Origin of the sequence: Pseudomonas protegens CHA0 (assembly GCF_000397205.1) — a bacterium.
GTDB lineage: Bacteria > Pseudomonadota > Gammaproteobacteria > Pseudomonadales > Pseudomonadaceae > Aquipseudomonas > Aquipseudomonas protegens.
On record NC_021237.1, the window covers coordinates 3,426,867 to 3,444,744 of the forward strand.

Sequence of the window (17,878 nt, forward strand, 5' to 3'; positions counted from 1 at the left end):
CTTTGAAACCTTATCCGATTCAGTTCGTGTCGATCGTGATCCCGGTCTACAACGAAGAACAGAGCCTCCCCGAGCTGTTGCGGCGTACCGAAGCGGCCTGCCGCCAGCTCAAGCACGAGTTTGAAATCGTCCTGGTGGACGACGGCAGCCGCGACGAGTCGGCGAACATCCTGCAAGCTGCCGCCGAGCGCGAAGACAGCCCGGTAGTGGCGGTGATCCTCAACCGCAACTACGGCCAGCATGCGGCGATCATGGCCGGCTTCGAGCAGTGCCGCGGCGATGTGGTGATCACCCTCGACGCCGACCTGCAGAACCCGCCGGAGGAAATCCCGCGCCTGGTGGCTCAGGCCGAACTGGGCTACGACGTGGTCGGCACCGTGCGCAACAACCGGCAGGACTCGGCGTTCCGCCGCTGGCCCTCGAAGCTGATCAACCTGGCCGTGCAGCGTTCCACCGGTGTGGCCATGAGCGACTACGGCTGCATGCTGCGGGCCTATCGCCGCACCATCATCGACGCGATGCTGGCCTGCACCGAGCGCAGCACCTTCATCCCGATCCTGGCCAACAGCTTTGCCCGGCACACCACCGAGGTGCTGGTGGAGCACGCCGAGCGCGAGCACGGCGACTCCAAGTACAGCCCGATGCGCCTGATCAACCTGATGTTCGACTTGATCACCTGCATGACCACCACGCCCCTGCGGCTGTTGAGCATCATCGGTTTCGGCATGGCCGGCCTCGGCGCGCTGTTTGCCCTGATGCTGATCGTGCTGCGCCTGATCTTCGGCGCCACCTGGGCCGGCGACGGCACCTTCGTGCTGTTCGCGGTGCTGTTCGTGTTCACCGGTGGCCAGTTCATCGGCATGGGTCTTTTGGGTGAATACCTGGGACGCATGTACAGCGACGTGCGGGCCCGCCCGCGTTTCTTCATCGAAAAAGTCTTGCGCAGCCAGCCTGCGGCCCCGGCCCCTGCTGTGACTGTCGACGGTTTAACTTCCACTCATACTGATCAGGTTTCGCCATGAGCAATAAAGCTGTTGTCTTCGCCTACCACGATATTGGCTGTGCTGGCATCGAAGCCCTGCTCAACGCAGGTTACGAGATCGCCGCCGTGTTCACCCACGCCGATGACCCCAAGGAAAACACCTTCTACGGCTCGGTGGCCCAGCTCTGCGCCCGCAAGGGCATTGCCGTGCATGCCCCGGAAGATGCCAACCACCCGCTGTGGATCGAGCGCATCGCCAAGCTCAACCCCGACTACCTGTTCTCCTTCTATTACCGCAACCTGCTGAGCGAGCCGCTGCTGGCCACTGCCAGCAAGGGCGCGTTCAACCTGCACGGCTCGCTGCTGCCGCGCTACCGTGGCCGCGCACCGGCCAACTGGGTGCTGGTCAAGGGCGAAACCGAAACCGGCGTGACACTGCACCGTATGGTCAAGCGTGCCGATGCCGGCGCCATCATTGCCCAGGAGCGTGTGGCCATCGAGCGCAGCGACACCGCGCTGAGCCTGCACCACAAACTGCGTGACGCCGCCGCCAGCCTGCTGCGCGACACCCTGCCGGCACTGGCCCAGGGCAAGATCACCGAAACCGCCCAGGACGAGTCCAAGGCCAGCTACTTCGGTCGTCGCACCGCGGCGGACGGCAAGATCGACTGGCAGCGTCCGGCCGAAGAGCTGTTCAACCTGGTGCGCGCCGTGACTCAACCCTACCCGGGCGCCTTCTGCGCCGTGGGCGAGCACAAGCTGATCGTCTGGAGCGCCGAAGTCGCCAAGGGCAACGAAGGCCAGGCCCCGGGCCGGGTCATCAGCGTCGACCCGCTGCGCATCGCCTGTGGCCAGGACTCCCTGGTGATCACCTCCGGCCAGCGCAACGCCAACGGCCTGTTCCTGGGTGGCCCGCAACTGGCCAACGAACTGGGCCTGGTGGACGGTTCCCTGCTGCGCGGCGCCGAATCGGGGCGCAAGCCACGTCGCACCCGCGTACTGATCCTGGGCGTCAACGGCTTTATCGGTAACCACCTGTCCGAGCGCCTGTTGCGTGACGACAAGTACGACGTCTATGGCCTGGACATCGGCTCCGACGCCATCGAGCGCCTGCGCAGCCATCCGAACTTCCACTTCGTCGAAGGCGATATCAGCATTCACTCCGAGTGGATCGAATATCACATCAAGAAGTGCGACGTGGTCCTGCCACTGGTGGCCATCGCCACCCCGATCGAGTACACCCGCAACCCGCTGCGCGTGTTCCAGCTGGACTTCGAAGAGAACCTCAAGCTGGTTCGCTACTGCGTCAAGTACAACAAGCGCGTGATCTTCCCGTCGACTTCGGAAGTCTATGGCATGTGCCAGGACAAGAACTTCGACGAAGACACCTCCAACCTGATCGTCGGCCCGATCAACAAGCAGCGCTGGATCTACTCGGTCTCCAAGCAGCTGCTGGACCGGGTGATCTGGGCCTACGGCGCCAAGGGCCTGAACTTCACCCTGTTCCGTCCCTTCAACTGGATGGGCCCGCGCCTGGACCGCCTGGACTCGGCACGCATCGGCAGCTCCCGGGCCATCACCCAGTTGATCCTCAACCTGGTGGAAGGCACCCCGATCCGTCTGTTCGACGGTGGCGAGCAGAAGCGCTGCTTCACCGACATCGCCGACGGCATCGAAGCCCTGGCACGCATCGTCGACAACGAAAACGACTGCTGCAACGGCCAGATCATCAACATCGGCAACCCGGACAACGAAGCCAGCATCCGTCAGCTGGGCGAAGAGCTGCTGCGCCAGTTCGAAGCTCACCCGCTGCGCGGCAACTTCCCGCCGTTCGCCGGTTTCCGCGATGTGGAGAGCAAGGCGTTCTACGGTGCCGGCTACCAGGACGTGGAACACCGCAAGCCAAGCATCGACAACGCCAAGCGCCTGCTGAACTGGGAGCCGACCGTGGAAATGAGCGAAACCATCGGCAATACCCTGGACTTCTTCCTGCGTGAAGCGATGCTGGAAATCGCCGACCGCGCCAAGCAAGAAGCACGCTGATGCAGGCAGGTCTGCGCATTGATGTCGATACCTACCGCGGCACCCGGGAGGGGGTGCCACGGCTGCTCGAATCGCTGGATGAAGCCGGGGTCAAGGCCACCTTCTTCTTCAGCGTCGGGCCGGACAATATGGGGCGCCACCTGTGGCGTCTGATCCGTCCGCAGTTCCTCTGGAAAATGCTGCGGTCCAATGCCGCGGGCCTGTACGGCTGGGACATTCTCCTGGCCGGCACTGCCTGGCCGGGTAAACCCATTGGCCGGGACCTGGGGCACTTGATGCGCCAGACCCTGGCCGCCGGCCACGAAGTCGGCCTGCACGCCTGGGATCACCACGGCTGGCAGGCCAATACCGGGCGCTGGAGCCAGGCACAGCTGGTCGAACAGATCCGCCGTGGCGTCGACAGCCTCAACGATATTCTCGGGCAAGCGGTGAGCTGCTCGGCGTCCGCCGGTTGGCGCGCCGACGAACGCGTCATCGAAGCCAAACAGCAATTCGGCTTTCGCTACAACAGCGACTGCCGCGGCCAGAGCCTGTTCCTGCCACGCCTGGCGGACGGCAGCCTGGGCGCACCACAGATTCCGGTGGACCTGCCGACCTTCGACGAAGTGGTCGGGCCGGTGGTGGCCGCCAAGGATTTCAACAGTTACATCCTCGACCGGTTCAGCCCGGACAAACTCAACGTCTATACCGTGCATGCAGAAGTAGAAGGGATTCTCATGGCCAACGATTTTCGCCAGCTGCTGGCCAGCGCCAGGCAGCGCGACATCCACTTCCAACCCCTGGGCGACATGCTCCCGGCGGATCTGGCCAGCCTGCCCGCGGGCAAGGTGGTGCGCGGTGCGCTGGAAGGCCGTGAAGGCTGGCTGGGAGTGCAAGGCGCATGACCAGACGTTGGGCTCTGCCGCTGCTGCTGATCGCGTTCGGCCTGTTCTACCTGCTGCCCCTGGCCACCCACGGCCTGTGGATTCCCGATGAAACCCGCTACGCGCAGATCAGCCAGGAAATGCTCCTGACCGGCAAATGGGCGTCGCCGCACTTCATGGGCATCCGCTATTTTGAGAAACCGGTGGCCGGCTACTGGATGATCGCCATCGGCCAGGCGCTGTTTGGCGACAACCTGTTCGGCGTGCGCGTGGCCTCGGCCCTGAGCACCGGCCTGAGCGTGGTCCTGGCCTACCTGCTGGCCCGGCGCCTGTGGAACGATCCGCGCAAGAGCCTGGCCAGCGCCCTGCTCTACATGAGCTTTACCGTGGTCGCGCTGCAGGCCGGCTACGCCAACCTCGATCCGCAATTCACCTTCTGGGTCAACCTGAGCCTGGTGGCGCTGTGGTTCACCTTCGACTGCCGGACAACCCGCGGCCAGGTGCTGGCCTGGGTGGCGCTGGGCCTGGCCTGCGGCATGGGCTTCATGACCAAGGGCTTTCTGGCCTGGCTGCTGCCGGTGCTGGTGGCCCTGCCCTACGCCATCTGGCAGAAGCGCCTGCGCTCGCTGCTGATCTATGGCGGCATCGGTGTGCTGGTGGCCATTCTCATCAGCTTGCCCTGGGCCCTGGCGGTGCACTCCCAGGAACCGGACTACTGGCGTTTCTTCTTCTGGCACGAGCACATCCGCCGTTTTGCCGGTGATGATGCCCAGCACGCCTCGCCCTGGTGGTACTACCTGCCGTTGCTGGTGGGGTTCAGCGTGCCCTGGGTGCTGCTGCTGCCGGCCGGCCTGAAGCAGGCCTGGCAACAGCGGCGCCAGAACAGCAGCGGCTTCCTGCTGCTGTGGCTGGTGCTGCCCCTGGCCTTCTTCAGCCTGAGCAAGGGCAAGCTGCCGGCCTATATCCTGCCGTGCCTGTTGCCCCTGGCGTTGTTGATGGGCAACACCCTGGTGGACCGCCTGGCTGCCGGCAAGACCCGGCTGCTGGCATTCAACGGCGTGCTCAACCTGGTGGCCGGCCTGCTGGGGCTGCTGGCCCTGGTGTACTTCCAGATGAAAAAGCCGGTGTATGTGGACGAGCCGCAGCACCTGGTGCTGGTGTATGTGTTGCTGCTGGGCTGGATCCTCAGCAACCTGCTGCAAGCCATGCGCCCCCTGACCCTGTGGGCGGCGCCGGCCCTGGGCAGCTTCCTGCTGGTGGCCCTGGCTCCGGCAGCGCTGCCCAACTCGGTGGTCTACAACAAGATCCCCGACCAGTTCATCATCGATCACGTGGCCGAGCTGGGCCAGGCCAAGGCCCTGCTGAGCAACGACCTGGGAGCTGCTTCCGCCCTGGCCTGGCGCCTGCGGCGCCCTGACGTGACCCTGTACAACACCGAAGGCGAAGTGAAATACGGCCTGGGCTACGAAGACACTGCCGCGCGCAAGGTCGACCTCAATCAGGTCCAGCCGTGGATCGCCGAGGCCCGCAAGCAGGGCTCGATCGGCGTGGTGATGCGGGTCAAGAGCAGCGACGAGGAACATGAAGTCGAGCTGCTGCCCAAGGATGCCAAGCGCTATGAGCAAGGCAATATCGTGATCTTCATCATTCCCCAGAGCCAGCCATGAGCCTGCTGCTTTTGTTGCTGGCCTGCGGGCTGACCTGCCTGGGCCAGGTGGCGCAGAAGTTCGCCGTGGAAAGCTGGCGCGGCCGGCCTTCCAGCGCCCTGCAGAAACTGCGCTCGGGCTGGCTGTGGCTGGCTCTGTTCAGCCTCGGCCTGGGCCTGCTGGTGTGGCTCCTGGTGCTGCAACGCATGGAGGTGGGCGTGGCCTACCCGATGCTCAGCCTGAACTTCGTCTTCATCACCCTGATTGCCCACTTCGTATTCCGTGAGCACATCGACCGGCGCCACTGGTTCGGCGTGGCCCTGGTGATCGGCGGCGTGCTGCTGTTGAGTCGCCACGCATGAGCCGGGCCAAGGGGTTTGCCTTCGCCCTGGGCAGCGTGGCCCTGGTCAGCGGCGCCCAGCTGGGCATGCGCTGGAGCATGACCCGCCTGCCCGCTCCGGATCAGTGGTTGCCGGCGTTGAGTGCCGGCAGCGTCGACCTGGCCGCCCTGGCGGTGGTGGCCGCGGCCATCGCCGCCTATGCGCTGTCGATGCTCTGCTGGCTGCTGGCCTTGCGCGACCTGCCGCTGGGCCGGGCCTATTCGCTGCTCAGCATCAGCTACGCCCTGGTCTACCTGCTGGCCGCCAGCCTGCCGTTGTTCAACGAACCTTTCACGCTTTCCAAAACCCTCGGGGTGGCCCTGGTCATCCTCGGGGTCATCACCATCAACTCTCGATCTGCACCCGCGACAAGTCCCAGGAATACCCCATGAAAATCAGTGTATTTGGAAGTGGTTACGTCGGCCTCGTACAGGCTGCCGTGTTGGCTGAAGTCGGCCACGATGTCATCTGCATGGACATCGACGAGCAAAAGGTCAAACAGCTGCAACAGGGACACGTGAGCATCTTCGAGCCGGGGCTGGCCAGCCTGGTCAAGGAAAACCTCGAAGCCAAGCGCCTGCACTTCACCCACGATGAAAAACTCGCGGTGCAGCATGGCCAGGTGCTGTTCATCGCCGTGGGCACGCCCTCCAGCGAAGACGGCTCGGCGGACCTGCGCTACGTGCTGTCAGTGGGCGACGCGGTGGCCCGCCACCGTGAGCAGCCGGTAATCCTGGTGGAAAAATCCACCGTACCGGTGGGCACGGGCGACACCTTGAAGGCCCACATCGAGAAGGTCCTGGATGGCCGTGCGCTGCAATTCGATATCGTCTCCAACCCGGAATTCCTCAAGGAAGGCTCGGCGGTCACCGACTGCCGCCGGCCGGACCGGATCATCATCGGCTGCGAGCGCGAAGAAGTGCGCGATGTGATGCGCGACCTGTACGCACCGTTCAACCGCAACCATGACCGCATCATGTTCATGGACCTGCGCAGCGCCGAGCTGACCAAGTACGCCGCCAACTGCATGCTGGCGACCAAGATCAGCTTCATCAACCAGATCGCCGAGCTGGCCGAGCACCTGGGGGCCGACATCGAAGCGGTGCGCCTGGGCATCGGCGCCGACACCCGCATCGGCTACCACTTCATCTACCCGGGCTGCGGCTACGGCGGCTCGTGCTTCCCCAAGGACATGCGTGCGCTGATCCACAGTGCCCAGCAAGCCCACTGCTCCAGCGACCTGTTGCAAGCCGTGGAAGCCATCAACGAGCGGCAGAAGCACAAGCTGTTCGAACGCATCAAGGCGTTCTACAAGGGCGACCTCAAAGGCAAGACCTTTGCCCTGTGGGGCCTGGCATTCAAGCCCAACACCGACGACATGCGCGACGCCCCGAGCCGGGTGCTGCTCGATGCGCTGTTCGCCGCCGGTGCCCAGGTGCGGGCCTTCGACCCGGAAGCCATGCAGGAAACCCAGCGCCTGTACCCGGACGAGTCGCGCCTGATGCTCATGGGCACCCCGGAATCAGTACTGGTGGGCGCCGACGCCCTGGTCATCTGCACCGAGTGGCAGCAGTTCAAGGCACCGGATTTCGACCTGATCCAGCAGCGTCTCAAGGCGCCGGTGATCTTCGACGGGCGCAACCTGTACGACGCCGAGCGCCTGGCGCGCAACGGCTTCACCTACTTCCCGATTGGCCGCGGTGAATCGCGCAACCTGCCGATCCCCCACCAGCAGTGGTCTGCTGAGGCCTGAATGAACACCAGTCACTCCTCCCCTTCGAACACTCTTCTTTGGCAATCGTTGGGGCTGGGGTTGCTGGCCCTGCTGCTGTTCTGCGCCGGCGCCGACCACCAGTCGGCGATCGGCTTCGATTCGCGCTTCGTGCTGTTTGCCAAGGAAATGCTGCGCCACGGGCCGGGGTTCTTCCCCACCACCTACGGCCAGCCCTACGCCGACTACTCCAGCGCCTCGACCCTGCTGGTCTGGCTGTTCTCCCTGCCAGGGGGGCAAGTCACCAGCCTTACCGCCTGGTTGCCCACGGCCATCGCCTCGGCCTTGATCGTCAGCCTGATCTATCGCCTATTGGCGCCCTATTCCCGCACCTGGGCCCTGCTCAGCGTTGCCCTGCTGTTGCTCAGCAACACCTTTATCAGTGAAACCCGCGCCGTGTCCCTGGACCAGATGCTGGCTGCGGTGTCCCTGGCCGTGTTCTACCTGGGCTACGCCCATGACCATTTCGGTACCCGCCGGCGCCTGGGCTGGATCTTCCTCCTGCTGGTGCTGGGCTTTGCCATTCGCGGGCCCATCGGCCTGGTGATTCCCACCGGCATGCTATGCAGCTACTACCTGCTCAATGGCCAGTGGCGGCGGCTGTTCAGCGTCGGTTTCAGCGCCCTGGCGCTGCTGGTGGCCTGCGTCGGCCTGCTGCTGTGGCTGGCCAAGCTCAGTGGCGGCCAGGCCTTCGTCGACGATGTGATCCGCATGCAGTTCATGGGGCGCATGGACGGCAGCGAAGGCTCCAGCGATGTCTTCTATTACTTCACCAGTTCCCTGGGCAACTACGCCCTGGCCTACCCCCTGGCGATCCTGGCGTGGCTGGCCGTGCTGCTGACCCGCGCCACGGAACAGGGCCCGGGCCTGAAACTGTTGCGCCTGTGCACCGCGGCCGGGTTGATCGTGATGATCGGCCTGTCGATTCCCCAGGCGAAAAAGGCCCGCTACCTGCTGCCGATGCTGCCCATGGCGGCGATCATTGCCGCCTATCCGTTCCAGGCCGGCCGCGGGCGGCTGCTGGCCTGGCTGCGCGGGGCGATCCAGGGCCTGTGGCTGCTGCTGCCGGGGTTGCTGATCATCGGCTTGCTGGTGCTACGGCGCAAATTCCCCGAGCAACTCGACTCGTTGATGCCGATGCTGCTGGTGCTCGGCCTGTTGCAGCTGTTGTCGCTGGGGCTGCTGTTCAAGCGCCAGTGGCGCGCCGTGGGCCTGGCCTACAGCGCAGTGCTGGCAGTCTGGGCCTGCTACATCGGAGTCTTCGAGCCGGTGGAGCACCGTCTCTATGACACGCGCACCTTCAGCCACAGCGCCATGCAACTGATCGAGGCCGACCCGGCACCGGTGGTCCTGCACCGCATGGGCAAGGACGCCAAGGCCATCAAGTTCATGGTCAACCTGGACCGGGATCTGCAACCGCAGTTCACCGAAAGCCCAGACGCCCTGGCTCAGGTACCCGGCCCGGCCTGGGTCATCCTCGATCAGAGCGACCTGGCCAGCCTGCAGAATACGCCGCTGGCCGACCTGAAGCCGGTGTTGAGCGGGCGTTTCGACAAGAACGACTTCGTCCTCCTGCACCTGACCGGGCCAACCGCCGCGCAACCCTGAAAGCGTTGCACGGCCCCTGCCCGCTGCCTACACTCGCGCCCATGACTATTGAGATCCGCCGGGCGCGGGTGACCGACGCCGACTTTCTTCCCGCCATTGAAACCTGCGCTGCCGAACTGTTTCGCTCCGATGCGCAACTGGCCTGGCTGGCAGACGCCACAGTGGCCGACGTACCGAGCCACCGCGCCAATATCCAGCGCCACCCGGTCTGGGTGGCGGTGACGGCGGATGACATCCCTTGCGCCTTTCTCAACGCCGAAGCCTGCAACCGGGAACTGCATGTGTGGGAGATTTCCGTCGCCGGCGGCCACCAGGGCCAGGGCATCGGCAAGCGCCTGTTGCAGGCGGCGCGGCAATACGCTCTGGGGCAGCAGCTTGAAGCCCTGACCCTGAGCACCTTCCGCGAACTGCCCTGGAACGAACCCTTCTACCAGCGCCAGGGCTTTGTCACCCTCGAACAGGCGCAACTGGGCCCACGGCTGTGCCAGGTACTGGCCGATGAAGCCCGGTACGGCCTGCCCGCGGCGCGCCGCTGCGCCATGCGCCTTACGCTGTAGAAACCGGTGAGAAATTGGCTGCCTTCGCTGGCTTCCCAGCGAAGGCGTCCGCCAGGGCTACACCACACTCAAGGGCCTCTTCGCCGGCAAGCCGGCTCCTACAGGGGCTGTCGTATTTAAGTGCAAAACAAATGCACTGAAGCAGCATTATTATGAATTTGTCAGGCGCAAGATTCCTCGGCACACTGTGCCGGTTCCTCCCCCAAATGTTGGAACGTTCAAGGGCTTTCTGGTCATCCAGGCAAGCCCTTCTTTTTGCCTGTCGTTCTGGATTGGAAAGCGTTTACCGATGTTCGCCCGCTGGAAACCCGCCGCCATCAATACCCGCCCACTGGAATGGAGCCGCGCCGCCATCGGCATGGCCCTGGGCACCCTGTTCAGTGTCTGGCTCTGTGCCCAGGTCTTCGGCATGCCGGTGGCCCTGCACCTGATCGGCCCTCTGGGCGCGTCGGCGGTGCTGCTGTTCGCGGTGTCTTCAGGCGCCCTGGCCCAGCCCTGGTCGATTCTTGGCGGCTACCTCTGTGCCGCCGTCATGGCCTTGGCGGTGGCCCATGTACTGGGCCGTACCTTGGGCAGTGCCTGCCTGGCGGCGGGCATGGCCCTGGTGCTGATGTGCTGGTTGCGCTGCCTGCACCCGCCGGCCGGCGCCCTGGCCCTGACCCTGGTACTGGCGGACCCGGCCAGCGTGGCCCTGGACTGGTACGAGCTGGGGCCGGTGATGCTGGCCGCCGCCAGCCTGTTGCTCAGCGCCCTGGCCTACAACAACCTGACGCGCACCCGTTACCCCAAGGGCCCCAGCGAAGCTCCGGCGCTCCTGCCAGCAACCGCTGCCAGCGACAGCCTGGCGATCACGGCCCAGGACCTGAAACTGGCCCTGGCGGAGATGGAGGAGTTCTTCGACGTCACCCCCGAAGACCTCGAACAGCTGATTCATGCCAGCGAGGCCCACGCCCGGCGCCGCAGCATCGGCCAGGTGCTCGCCTCACGCCGCTGACAGCCAGCGCCAGGAGCCGGCTTGCCCGCCAAGGCGCCCTCAAGGACAACCCATCACTCAAGGGCCTCCTCGCCTGCCAGGTTGCCGGGTTTCAGACCATCGGCGACCAGCGCTGGGACCAGTCGGTGTCGCTTTCTATCACTTCCCGCAGTACCGCGAACGCCTGTTGCAGCTCTGGGGTATCGCGCTCGCGGGCGTACAGCAGGTAGGTGGGGAAGTTGAACTCCGGGGCTTTTTCCACCCGCTCCAGCACACCGCTGTCCAGGTAGCTCTGCACCACCCGTGTGCGGAAATAGCCGCTGCCACCGGCATCGAGGATGAACTGCAGGGCCAGCGGCCCGAGGTTGAAGCCCACTGCCGCCTTGGCCTGCGCAGGTAGCGCGGCGTCGTGCTGGCGGCGAAAGTCCTCGCCCCAATCGATGTACACATAGGGCTCGGGGCGCCCGGCCAAGCGCACCTGGATCAGTTTTTCCTCCAGTAACTGCTCCACCTGCAAGCCCGGCGAGTACAGCGGCTGGAACACCAGCGCGGCGTCCAGCACGCCCAGCTCCAGTTGCCGCTGCAAGCTGGCGCCTTCGCCGATCTGAGTGCGCACGGCGTGGTTGGGCAACGCCTGGCGCAGGCGCCGCACCCAGTTGAGCATCAGCGGGTTGCACAGGCTCAGCTCGCCGCCGATGTGCAGCACATTGCGGTAGCCGGCCAGCAGCGGCAGGTCGCGCTGGGCTGCTTCCCAGGTCTGCACCAGTTGGTTGGCGTAGCTGATGAAGGCCTCGCCGTCGGCGGTGGGCCGGGCGCCGGCGCGGTTGCGCACCAGCAGCTTGCAGTTGAGCTGGCCTTCCAGGTTCTGCACCCTGGCGCTGATGGCGGTCTGGGTCAGGTGCAGGCGCTCGGCAGCAGCGATCAGGCTGCCGCTGCGGACGATTTCCAGGAAGGTGCGGGCCAGATCGATGTCCATGGTGCCTCGCCGGCAGAAAATTCGAGCGCCATTGTAGCGGCGCTCGCGCCACGACGCTTCTAGGCTGCGGACATTTGCCGCGCCGGCACCGCCAGGCTCACCGCCCGCACCGAGGCCCCGGCCGGCAACCCCAGGGCCCGGGCGCTGTCACGGCTGACAATCAGGGTGCCGGCGGCGACCCGCGCCGCCGCCACGCTGATCCGGCAGTCGGCGAACTGACGGTTGTGGACCAGGTAGGGCTGGGCCTGCTCCCCCGGGGTGCCGATGCTCAGTTGCAGCACCTGGCTGTCGCGCACTGCGCGGATGTCGCCGGTGGCGCATTCGATCAGGGGCCCGCCGTCGAAGATGTCGATGTAGTCCTTGAAGGCAAAACCTTCGGCCTTGAGCATGCCCAGGGCCGGTTCGGTATTGGGGTGCACCCGGCCGATCACTGCCCGTGCCGGCTCCGGCAGCAGGCAGGTGGGCAAGGGAAACTTGGGCATCAGCTCGGCGATGAAGGTCTTGTTGCCAAGGCCGGTGAGGTAGTCGGCGTCGGCGAAATCCATCTTGAAAAAGTGCCGGCCCAGGCCTTCCCAGAACGGCGACACACCCTGCTCGTCGGAATAGCCACGCATCTCGGCGATCACCTTGTCGCCGAAAAGCTCGCGGAACTCGGCCAGGAACAGGAAGCGCGCCTTGGACAGCAGGCGCCCGTTGAGCCCCTGGCGGTGGTCGGCATGCAGGAACAGCGAGCACAGTTCCGAATGGCCGGTCATGTCGTTGCCCAGGAACAGGGTCGGCAGTTGCTGGTTGATCCCCAGGTTTTTCGAGGCCGCGACAAACAGCCCGACCCGGTAGTTGTACCAGGGCTCGCGCAGGCCCACGGCGCCGGCCAGGGCACAGATGCCGACCACCTCGCCCTGCGCGCTTTGCAGCACGAACAGGTAGTCGGCATCGGCCCGCGAGGCCTGGCCGGCGAAGGTTTGCTCGGCCCATTGCAGGCGTGACCGCAGGCGCCCGGCGTCGGCGGGCAAGGTGGTCAGGCCGGCACCGGCACTGTGGGCCAGGGCCAGCAGCGCCGGCAAATCGGCCAGGGTGGCGGGACGGACGATCATCGCGAGAGCTCCAGCTGAGGTTGACGTTCGGGCAGGTAGATTTCCGCCAGCATGCAGCGGGCGCTGCCGCCGCCGATGCGTTCAATGGTGTCGATGTTCACCGGCACCGGCTGCACATGGCGCTCGATCAGCCGGCGCTGCTCGGCATCCAGGGAGCGCCAGGCACTGCGGGACATCACCAGCAGCGGCTCGCCGGCACTGTTGTGGACTTCCAGCATATTGCCGGCGAAGGATTCCAGCTGGGCCCAGGTCAAGGGCAGCAGCTGTTTGCCGCTGCTTTCCAGGCGCTGGCGCAGGGCCGCCCGCTCCTGTGCATCGTCCAGGGCCAGCAGGCAGGCCACCGCCAGCTGGCTGCCGACGCTCATCATCACGTTGGTGTGATAGATCGGCTCACCCTGGCGGTCCCGGGCATGAAAGGCACACAGCTCGTAACCCAGGTGCGCCACCAGCTGGTCCAGGGCCCGGGCGTGGGTGCGGGTCGAGTAGCCGGCGTAGCAGATGCGCTGCTGGCGATCCAGGACCATGCTGCCGGTGCCTTCGAGGAACAGTTCCTCCTGCTCCAGGGAGGTGAGATCCAGGGTGCGGTTCACCTGGTACTGCTCGTGCAGGTGCGCCAGTACCCCCTTGTAGCGCTCCAGGCGGCGGTTGCGGCCCTGCATCGGGTACAGCACCAGGGTGCCGTCGGGGTGGCTGCTCCAGCAGTTGTTGGGAAAGATCGAATCCGGGGTATGGGGTGCGGCGCCGTCTTCATGGACCAGCACCCGGACCCCATGCTCGCGCAGCGTCGCGACGTAGCCGTCGAACTCCTGCAGAGCCTTGGCCTGCACGTCTTCGGCGGCACCGGGCGGGCGCTGAAAATGGTTGTTGCCGGCAGTGTCCTGGTTAAACGAAAAACGCGTGGGGCGAATCATCAAAACGCTATGGGTAGTCTGCATGGGGCACGCAATCAATGAGGTTTCAGAGGGGCCCATTGTGTTTTTTTGTCGGGACAAAACCCGGCTGAACGGCGGGCCTGCACGGCAGGAAATGGCTGAAAGCACGGGTTGCCCCAGCCGATTTCGCACCTCCTGAAAACATCGATATGCGACCTGCAGGAGCAGGCTTGCCAGCGAAGGCGATCTTGCGAGCGGTGCAAGGCTTGCGGGCCTGTTCGCCGGCAAGCCGGCTCCTGCGGCGGGGGGCGTACGGGGGTTATTCCATGCCGGTCTTGACCATCGCCAGCTCAGGGTGGCTGACCAGTTTGTCGATGTGCAGATCCGGGTCGTCGAACCAGACTTCGGTCAGCACCCGGTAGTGCTCCATGTCCCGGCAGCGCATGCGCAGGCTGTAGTCGAAGGCGCCGCTGATCAGCCGGCATTCCAGCACCTGGGGGCAGGCCCGGACCTTGGCCTCGAAGGCTTTCTGCGCCGCCCGCCCGCTCTGGTTGGACAAGGCCACCAGCACCAGCAGCGACAGCCCCGGGGTGAGTTTCTTTTCGTCGAGGATGGCCCCGTAGCCACGGATGACCCCGAGCTGCTCCAGCTTGCGCACCCGTTCCAGGCACGGCCGGGGGGTCAGGTGCACGCGCTCGGAGAGTTTCTGGTAGGTGATGCGCCCTTCGTGGCGCAGAACCTCGATGATCGCCTGGTCGATTCGATCAAGCACGATCGACAGGTCGCGGATGTCCGCCATGGATGTCTTCCCTCACTTCAAACGGCCGGATAGAAACTGCTGCAAACGTTCACTCTGCGGCTGGTCGAGAATCGCCGGGCTACCCTGCTCCTCGACCCGCCCTTGATGCAAGAACAACACCTGGCTCGACACTTGTCGGGCAAAGCTCATTTCATGGGTGACCATGAGCATGGTCCGCCCCTCTTCGGCCAGGGCCTGGATCACCTTCAGCACCTCCCCCACCAGTTCCGGGTCCAGCGCCGAGGTCGGCTCGTCGAACAGCAGGATCTGCGGCTCCACCGCCAGGGCCCGGGCGATCGCCACCCGCTGTTGCTGGCCACCGGACAGGAACGCCGGGTACTGCTCGGCCACCCGTTGCGCCAAGCCCACCTTGTCCAGGTAGGCGCGGGCACTGGCTTCGGCCTCCTTGCGGCCAATGCCCAGCACCCGGCACGGCGCCAGCATGATGTTCTCCAGCACGCTGAGGTGGCTCCACAGGTTGAAGTGCTGGAACACCATGGCCAGGCGCGTGCGCAGGCGCTGCAACTGGGCCGGGCTGGCCACCTGCATGCCGCCTGGGGCATCGCGGGTGACAATCGCCTCGCCGTCCAGGGCAATGGCCCCGGCATCGGCCCGCTCCAGGAAGTTGATGCAGCGCAGCATGGTGCTCTTGCCCGAGCCACTGGCGCCGATCATGCTCACCACGTCTCCGGCCCGGGCCTTCAACGAGACGCCCTTGAGCACCTCGTTGTCACCAAAACGCTTGTAGAGATTTTCAACGGTCAATTTGTACATCGCAGACTCCTGGAACCCCGCCGCTGGCAGCAAGGTTCTGGATAGGAAAAAGAGGAAAGGAACGTCAGTGAGCCGGGCCGAGGAAGCTCAGCCAGCGCCGCTCCGCCAGGCGGAAGGCCGCCACCAGGCCGAAGGACAGCCCCAGGTACAACAGGCCGGCGATGCCGAAGGCCTGGAAGGTCATGAAGGTGGCGGCATTGGCGTCCCGGGCCACCTTGAGGATGTCCGGGATGGTGGCGGTGAAGGCCACCGAGGTGGCGTGCAGCATGAGGATCACCTCGTTGCTGTAGTACGGCAGCGCCCGGCGCAGGGCCGAAGGCAGGATCAGCCGCCAGTACAGGCGCCAGCCGCTCAGGCCATAGGCGTGGGCTGCCTCGATCTCGCCATAGGGAATGCTGCGGATGGCCCCGGCGAAGATCTCCACGGTGTAGGCGCAGGTGTTCAGGGTGAAGGCCAGCAAGGTGCAGTTCATGGCATCGCGGAAGAAGGCTTCGAGCAACGGCTGCTGGCGTATCGCGGCAATGCCGTACAGGCCGCTGTAGCAGATCAGCAGCTGGATGTACAAAGGCGTGCCGCGAAACACATAGGTGAACAGCTGCACCGGCCAGCGCAGCAGCGCCCAGTGCGAGGTGCGCGCAATGGCCAGGGGCAGCGACAGGACAAAACCCATGGCCAGGCTGGCCACCAGCAGCCACAGGGTCATGGCCAGCCCGGTAAGGCTCTCGCCGTCAGTGAACAGAAACGGCCGCCAGTATTCCTGGATCAGTTCGATCATCGCGACAGCCCTCGCACGCCCTGGTTGTAGTGCCGTTCCAGGCGCCGCAGCAGCTGGTTCGAAGCGCTGGTGATCAGCAGGTACAGGGCCGCCGCCAGGAGCAGGAAATCCAGCATGTTGAAGGTGCTCTTGCCGGCTTCCTGGGCCACCTTGACCAGGTCGGTGAGGCCGATGATCGACACCAGCGCCGTAGCCTTGAGCAGCACCAGCCAGTTATTGCCCAGGCTCGGCAAGGCGAAGCGCATCATCTGCGGGAACACCACGTGGCGAAAGCGCTGCATGCGGCTCAGGCCGAAGGCCGCCGCGGCTTCCTGCTGGCCCCGGGGCACGCTGAGGATTGCCCCGCGAAAGGTCTCGGTGAAATAGGCGCCGTAGATGAAGCCCAGGGTCACGATCCCGGCCACGAAGGGGTCGATCTCCATATAGGGCCAGTCCAGCAGTTCGGTCAGGGCCGTGAGCCAGCCCTGCAGGCTGTAGAAGATCAGCAGCATCAGCACCAGGTCCGGTACGCCGCGGATCAAGGTGGTGTAGCAGGTCGCCGGGATCTGCAGCAGGCGCAGCGGCGAAAGCTTGGCCGCCGCCCCCAGCAACCCCAGGAGCATGCTCACCAGCAGCGCCAGGGCGGAGAGTTTCAGGGTCATCCAGGCGCCGTGCAGCAACAGCGGCCCATAGCCTTGCAGGACCTCGAGGTCCAGGCCTAACAGAGTCAGAAAGGTATTCACGCCAATCACCTTGCTCGGGCCACGGCCGGGCCCGGGATACTGGGTAACAGTCCCGGGGCCCGCCGTGGGCGATCAGTTGTTGTAGAGGTCGAGGTCGCCGAAGTACTTGCGCTGGATCTGGGCGTAGATGCCCTTCTCATGCAGCGCCTGGATGGCGCCATTGAGCATGGCCTTGAGCTCGTCCTGGTCCTTGCGCAGGCCAATGGCGATCTCCGACGGCACCAGAGGGTCGCTGATGCCGACGCTGTTCTCGAAGTCGGCGCCCTGGGGTGATGCGAGGAAGCTCATCTGCGCTTGCAGCTTGTCCTGGATCGAGGCGTCCAGCCGGCCGTAGATCAGGTCGGCATAGACCTGGTCCTGGTTCTGGTAGGCCCGCAGCTTGACCCCCGCCGGGCCCAGCTTGGCCCTGGCGTAGGTTTCCTGGACGGTGCCCTGCATGTAGCCCAGGGTCTTGCCCTTCAGCGATTCACCGGTGGGTTCGAGGCCCGAGCCCTTGCGCGTGACGATGGCCGTGGGGCCGGCGTACAGCCGGTCGCTGAAGTCGATCTGCTTGCGCCGCGCATCGGTAACGGTCATGGAGGACTCGATGGCGTCGAACTTGCCGGCCTTGAGTGCCGGGATCAGGCCGTCGAAGTCGTTGCTGACCCACACGCACTTGAGCTTGAGCTCGGCGCAGATGGCGTTGCCCAGGTCGACACCGAAGCCCTGCACGCCGCCGCCTGCCGTGGTGGATTCAAAGGGCGGATAGCTCGGGTTGACGCCAAAGCGCAGTTCTTTCCATTCCTTGGCGCTGGCGCCCATGGAAACGCACGCAATTGCCAGTAACGGCACAGCCAGCCAGTGTTTAGTCATCTTCAGAGTCCCGGATTATTTGGATTTATAGCGGCCCGGCAGCAATGCCAGGCCCCACTTGTGACAGGGGCAGAGAGTGGATGCGGGGTCGCCGCAGTCGGGTTCTTGTTGTTATTGGCCAGGTTTGGCGCGCAGAGCCGAACCCGTTCCTGGTTGCCGCGGTCTACGCTGCAACGGAGCGCCAGAATGCC

General features: G+C 65.1%; 18 protein-coding genes. 10 read left to right on the forward strand and 8 right to left on the reverse strand.

Going from position 1 to position 17,878, the window contains the following annotated elements:
• Positions 1-2 precede the first annotated feature (2 nt).
• The 10 genes from arnC to PFLCHA0_RS15395 all read left to right on the forward strand — a co-directional run bounded on the left by arnC (position 3) and on the right by PFLCHA0_RS15395 (position 10,844).
• A complete protein-coding gene (arnC, locus tag PFLCHA0_RS15350; RefSeq protein WP_011061332.1) occupies positions 3-1,022 on the forward strand; it encodes an undecaprenyl-phosphate 4-deoxy-4-formamido-L-arabinose transferase in 1,020 nt (339 codons plus the stop codon).
• Positions 1,019-3,025, forward strand: coding sequence for a bifunctional UDP-4-amino-4-deoxy-L-arabinose formyltransferase/UDP-glucuronic acid oxidase ArnA (gene arnA, locus PFLCHA0_RS15355; RefSeq protein ID WP_015635641.1), 2,007 nt, complete (start codon positions 1,019-1,021; stop codon positions 3,023-3,025). Before arnC ends, arnA begins: the two co-directional genes overlap by 4 nt.
• Positions 3,025-3,909: a 4-deoxy-4-formamido-L-arabinose-phosphoundecaprenol deformylase gene (arnD, locus tag PFLCHA0_RS15360; RefSeq protein WP_015635642.1), complete on the forward strand. Its 885-nt coding sequence runs from the start codon at positions 3,025-3,027 to the stop codon at positions 3,907-3,909. Before arnA ends, arnD begins: the two co-directional genes overlap by 1 nt.
• On the forward strand, positions 3,906-5,555 hold the full coding sequence (gene arnT, locus PFLCHA0_RS15365; protein ID WP_011061335.1) for a lipid IV(A) 4-amino-4-deoxy-L-arabinosyltransferase: 1,650 nt from the start codon (positions 3,906-3,908) through the stop codon (positions 5,553-5,555). Before arnD ends, arnT begins: the two co-directional genes overlap by 4 nt.
• Complete coding sequence (arnE, locus tag PFLCHA0_RS15370; protein ID WP_015635643.1) at positions 5,552-5,896, forward strand: 4-amino-4-deoxy-L-arabinose-phosphoundecaprenol flippase subunit ArnE; 345 nt, start codon at positions 5,552-5,554, stop codon at positions 5,894-5,896. Before arnT ends, arnE begins: the two co-directional genes overlap by 4 nt.
• Positions 5,893-6,306 carry a 4-amino-4-deoxy-L-arabinose-phosphoundecaprenol flippase subunit ArnF gene (gene arnF / locus PFLCHA0_RS15375; RefSeq protein ID WP_015635644.1) on the forward strand — a complete coding sequence of 138 codons (414 nt, stop codon included), beginning with the start codon at positions 5,893-5,895 and terminating at the stop codon, positions 6,304-6,306. The genes arnE and arnF overlap by 4 nt, the downstream gene beginning before the upstream one ends.
• Complete coding sequence (locus PFLCHA0_RS15380; RefSeq protein WP_011061338.1) at positions 6,303-7,667, forward strand: UDP-glucose dehydrogenase family protein; 1,365 nt, start codon at positions 6,303-6,305, stop codon at positions 7,665-7,667. Before arnF ends, PFLCHA0_RS15380 begins: the two co-directional genes overlap by 4 nt.
• Entirely contained in the window at positions 7,668-9,293 is a 1,626-nt protein-coding gene (locus PFLCHA0_RS15385; protein ID WP_015635645.1) for an ArnT family glycosyltransferase, read from the forward strand.
• Between the two features lie 41 nt (positions 9,294-9,334).
• Complete coding sequence (locus PFLCHA0_RS15390; protein WP_015635646.1) at positions 9,335-9,850, forward strand: GNAT family N-acetyltransferase; 516 nt, start codon at positions 9,335-9,337, stop codon at positions 9,848-9,850.
• Positions 9,851-10,139: 289 nt separating this feature from the next.
• Positions 10,140-10,844: an HPP family protein gene (locus PFLCHA0_RS15395; protein WP_015635647.1), complete on the forward strand. Its 705-nt coding sequence runs from the start codon at positions 10,140-10,142 to the stop codon at positions 10,842-10,844.
• Positions 10,845-10,935: 91 nt separating this feature from the next.
• On the opposite strand, the gene PFLCHA0_RS15400 is transcribed toward PFLCHA0_RS15395, so the two are convergent.
• The 8 genes from PFLCHA0_RS15400 to PFLCHA0_RS15435 all read right to left on the reverse strand — a co-directional run bounded on the left by PFLCHA0_RS15400 (position 10,936) and on the right by PFLCHA0_RS15435 (position 17,687).
• A complete protein-coding gene (locus tag PFLCHA0_RS15400; protein ID WP_015635648.1) occupies positions 10,936-11,799 on the reverse strand; it encodes a LysR family transcriptional regulator in 864 nt (287 codons plus the stop codon).
• Between the two features lie 59 nt (positions 11,800-11,858).
• Positions 11,859-12,893 carry an arginine N-succinyltransferase gene (gene astA, locus PFLCHA0_RS15405; protein ID WP_015635649.1) on the reverse strand — a complete coding sequence of 345 codons (1,035 nt, stop codon included), beginning with the start codon at positions 12,891-12,893 and terminating at the stop codon, positions 11,859-11,861.
• Entirely contained in the window at positions 12,890-13,828 is a 939-nt protein-coding gene (gene ctlX, locus PFLCHA0_RS15410) for a citrulline utilization hydrolase CtlX (protein WP_011061343.1), read from the reverse strand. The genes astA and ctlX overlap by 4 nt, the downstream gene beginning before the upstream one ends.
• 256 nt (positions 13,829-14,084) lie before the next feature.
• Positions 14,085-14,564: an Lrp/AsnC family transcriptional regulator gene (locus PFLCHA0_RS15415; RefSeq protein ID WP_011061344.1), complete on the reverse strand. Its 480-nt coding sequence runs from the start codon at positions 14,562-14,564 to the stop codon at positions 14,085-14,087.
• 12 nt (positions 14,565-14,576) lie between these two features.
• Positions 14,577-15,338, reverse strand: a complete 762-nt coding sequence (locus PFLCHA0_RS15420) for an ABC transporter ATP-binding protein (RefSeq protein ID WP_015635651.1) — start codon at positions 15,336-15,338, stop codon at positions 14,577-14,579.
• A 64-nt stretch (positions 15,339-15,402) separates the two neighbouring features.
• The gene (locus PFLCHA0_RS15425) at positions 15,403-16,113 is read right to left on the reverse strand and encodes an ABC transporter permease (protein WP_015635652.1); all 711 of its coding nucleotides are present in this window, start codon (positions 16,111-16,113) and stop codon (positions 15,403-15,405) included.
• Positions 16,110-16,835, reverse strand: coding sequence for an ABC transporter permease (locus PFLCHA0_RS15430; protein ID WP_011061347.1), 726 nt, complete (start codon positions 16,833-16,835; stop codon positions 16,110-16,112). The genes PFLCHA0_RS15425 and PFLCHA0_RS15430 overlap by 4 nt, the downstream gene beginning before the upstream one ends.
• A 72-nt stretch (positions 16,836-16,907) precedes the next feature.
• Positions 16,908-17,687: a transporter substrate-binding domain-containing protein gene (locus PFLCHA0_RS15435; RefSeq protein ID WP_015635653.1), complete on the reverse strand. Its 780-nt coding sequence runs from the start codon at positions 17,685-17,687 to the stop codon at positions 16,908-16,910.
• Between the last annotated feature and the right edge of the window lie 191 nt (positions 17,688-17,878).

Excerpts from the sequence above, each read along its gene's own strand:
- PFLCHA0_RS15420 (WP_015635651.1), bottom strand. The coding sequence starts at position 15,338 with ATGTACAAATTGACCGTTGAAAATCTCTACAAGCGTTTTGGTGACAAC.
- arnE (WP_015635643.1), top strand. The coding sequence starts at position 5,552 with ATGAGCCTGCTGCTTTTGTTGCTGGCCTGCGGGCTGACCTGCCTGGGC.
- PFLCHA0_RS15380 (WP_011061338.1), top strand. The coding sequence starts at position 6,303 with ATGAAAATCAGTGTATTTGGAAGTGGTTACGTCGGCCTCGTACAGGCT.
- PFLCHA0_RS15390 (WP_015635646.1), top strand. The coding sequence starts at position 9,335 with ATGACTATTGAGATCCGCCGGGCGCGGGTGACCGACGCCGACTTTCTT.
- PFLCHA0_RS15400 (WP_015635648.1), bottom strand. The coding sequence starts at position 11,799 with ATGGACATCGATCTGGCCCGCACCTTCCTGGAAATCGTCCGCAGCGGC.
- arnT (WP_011061335.1), top strand. The coding sequence starts at position 3,906 with ATGACCAGACGTTGGGCTCTGCCGCTGCTGCTGATCGCGTTCGGCCTG.
- astA (WP_015635649.1), bottom strand. The coding sequence starts at position 12,893 with ATGATCGTCCGTCCCGCCACCCTGGCCGATTTGCCGGCGCTGCTGGCC.
- arnD (WP_015635642.1), top strand. The coding sequence starts at position 3,025 with ATGCAGGCAGGTCTGCGCATTGATGTCGATACCTACCGCGGCACCCGG.
- arnA (WP_015635641.1), top strand. The coding sequence starts at position 1,019 with ATGAGCAATAAAGCTGTTGTCTTCGCCTACCACGATATTGGCTGTGCT.
- arnF (WP_015635644.1), top strand. The coding sequence starts at position 5,893 with ATGAGCCGGGCCAAGGGGTTTGCCTTCGCCCTGGGCAGCGTGGCCCTG.
- ctlX (WP_011061343.1), bottom strand. The coding sequence starts at position 13,828 with ATGCAGACTACCCATAGCGTTTTGATGATTCGCCCCACGCGTTTTTCG.
- PFLCHA0_RS15425 (WP_015635652.1), bottom strand. The coding sequence starts at position 16,113 with ATGATCGAACTGATCCAGGAATACTGGCGGCCGTTTCTGTTCACTGAC.
- PFLCHA0_RS15415 (WP_011061344.1), bottom strand. The coding sequence starts at position 14,564 with ATGGCGGACATCCGCGACCTGTCGATCGTGCTTGATCGAATCGACCAG.
- PFLCHA0_RS15385 (WP_015635645.1), top strand. The coding sequence starts at position 7,668 with ATGAACACCAGTCACTCCTCCCCTTCGAACACTCTTCTTTGGCAATCG.
- PFLCHA0_RS15395 (WP_015635647.1), top strand. The coding sequence starts at position 10,140 with ATGTTCGCCCGCTGGAAACCCGCCGCCATCAATACCCGCCCACTGGAA.
- PFLCHA0_RS15435 (WP_015635653.1), bottom strand. The coding sequence starts at position 17,687 with ATGACTAAACACTGGCTGGCTGTGCCGTTACTGGCAATTGCGTGCGTT.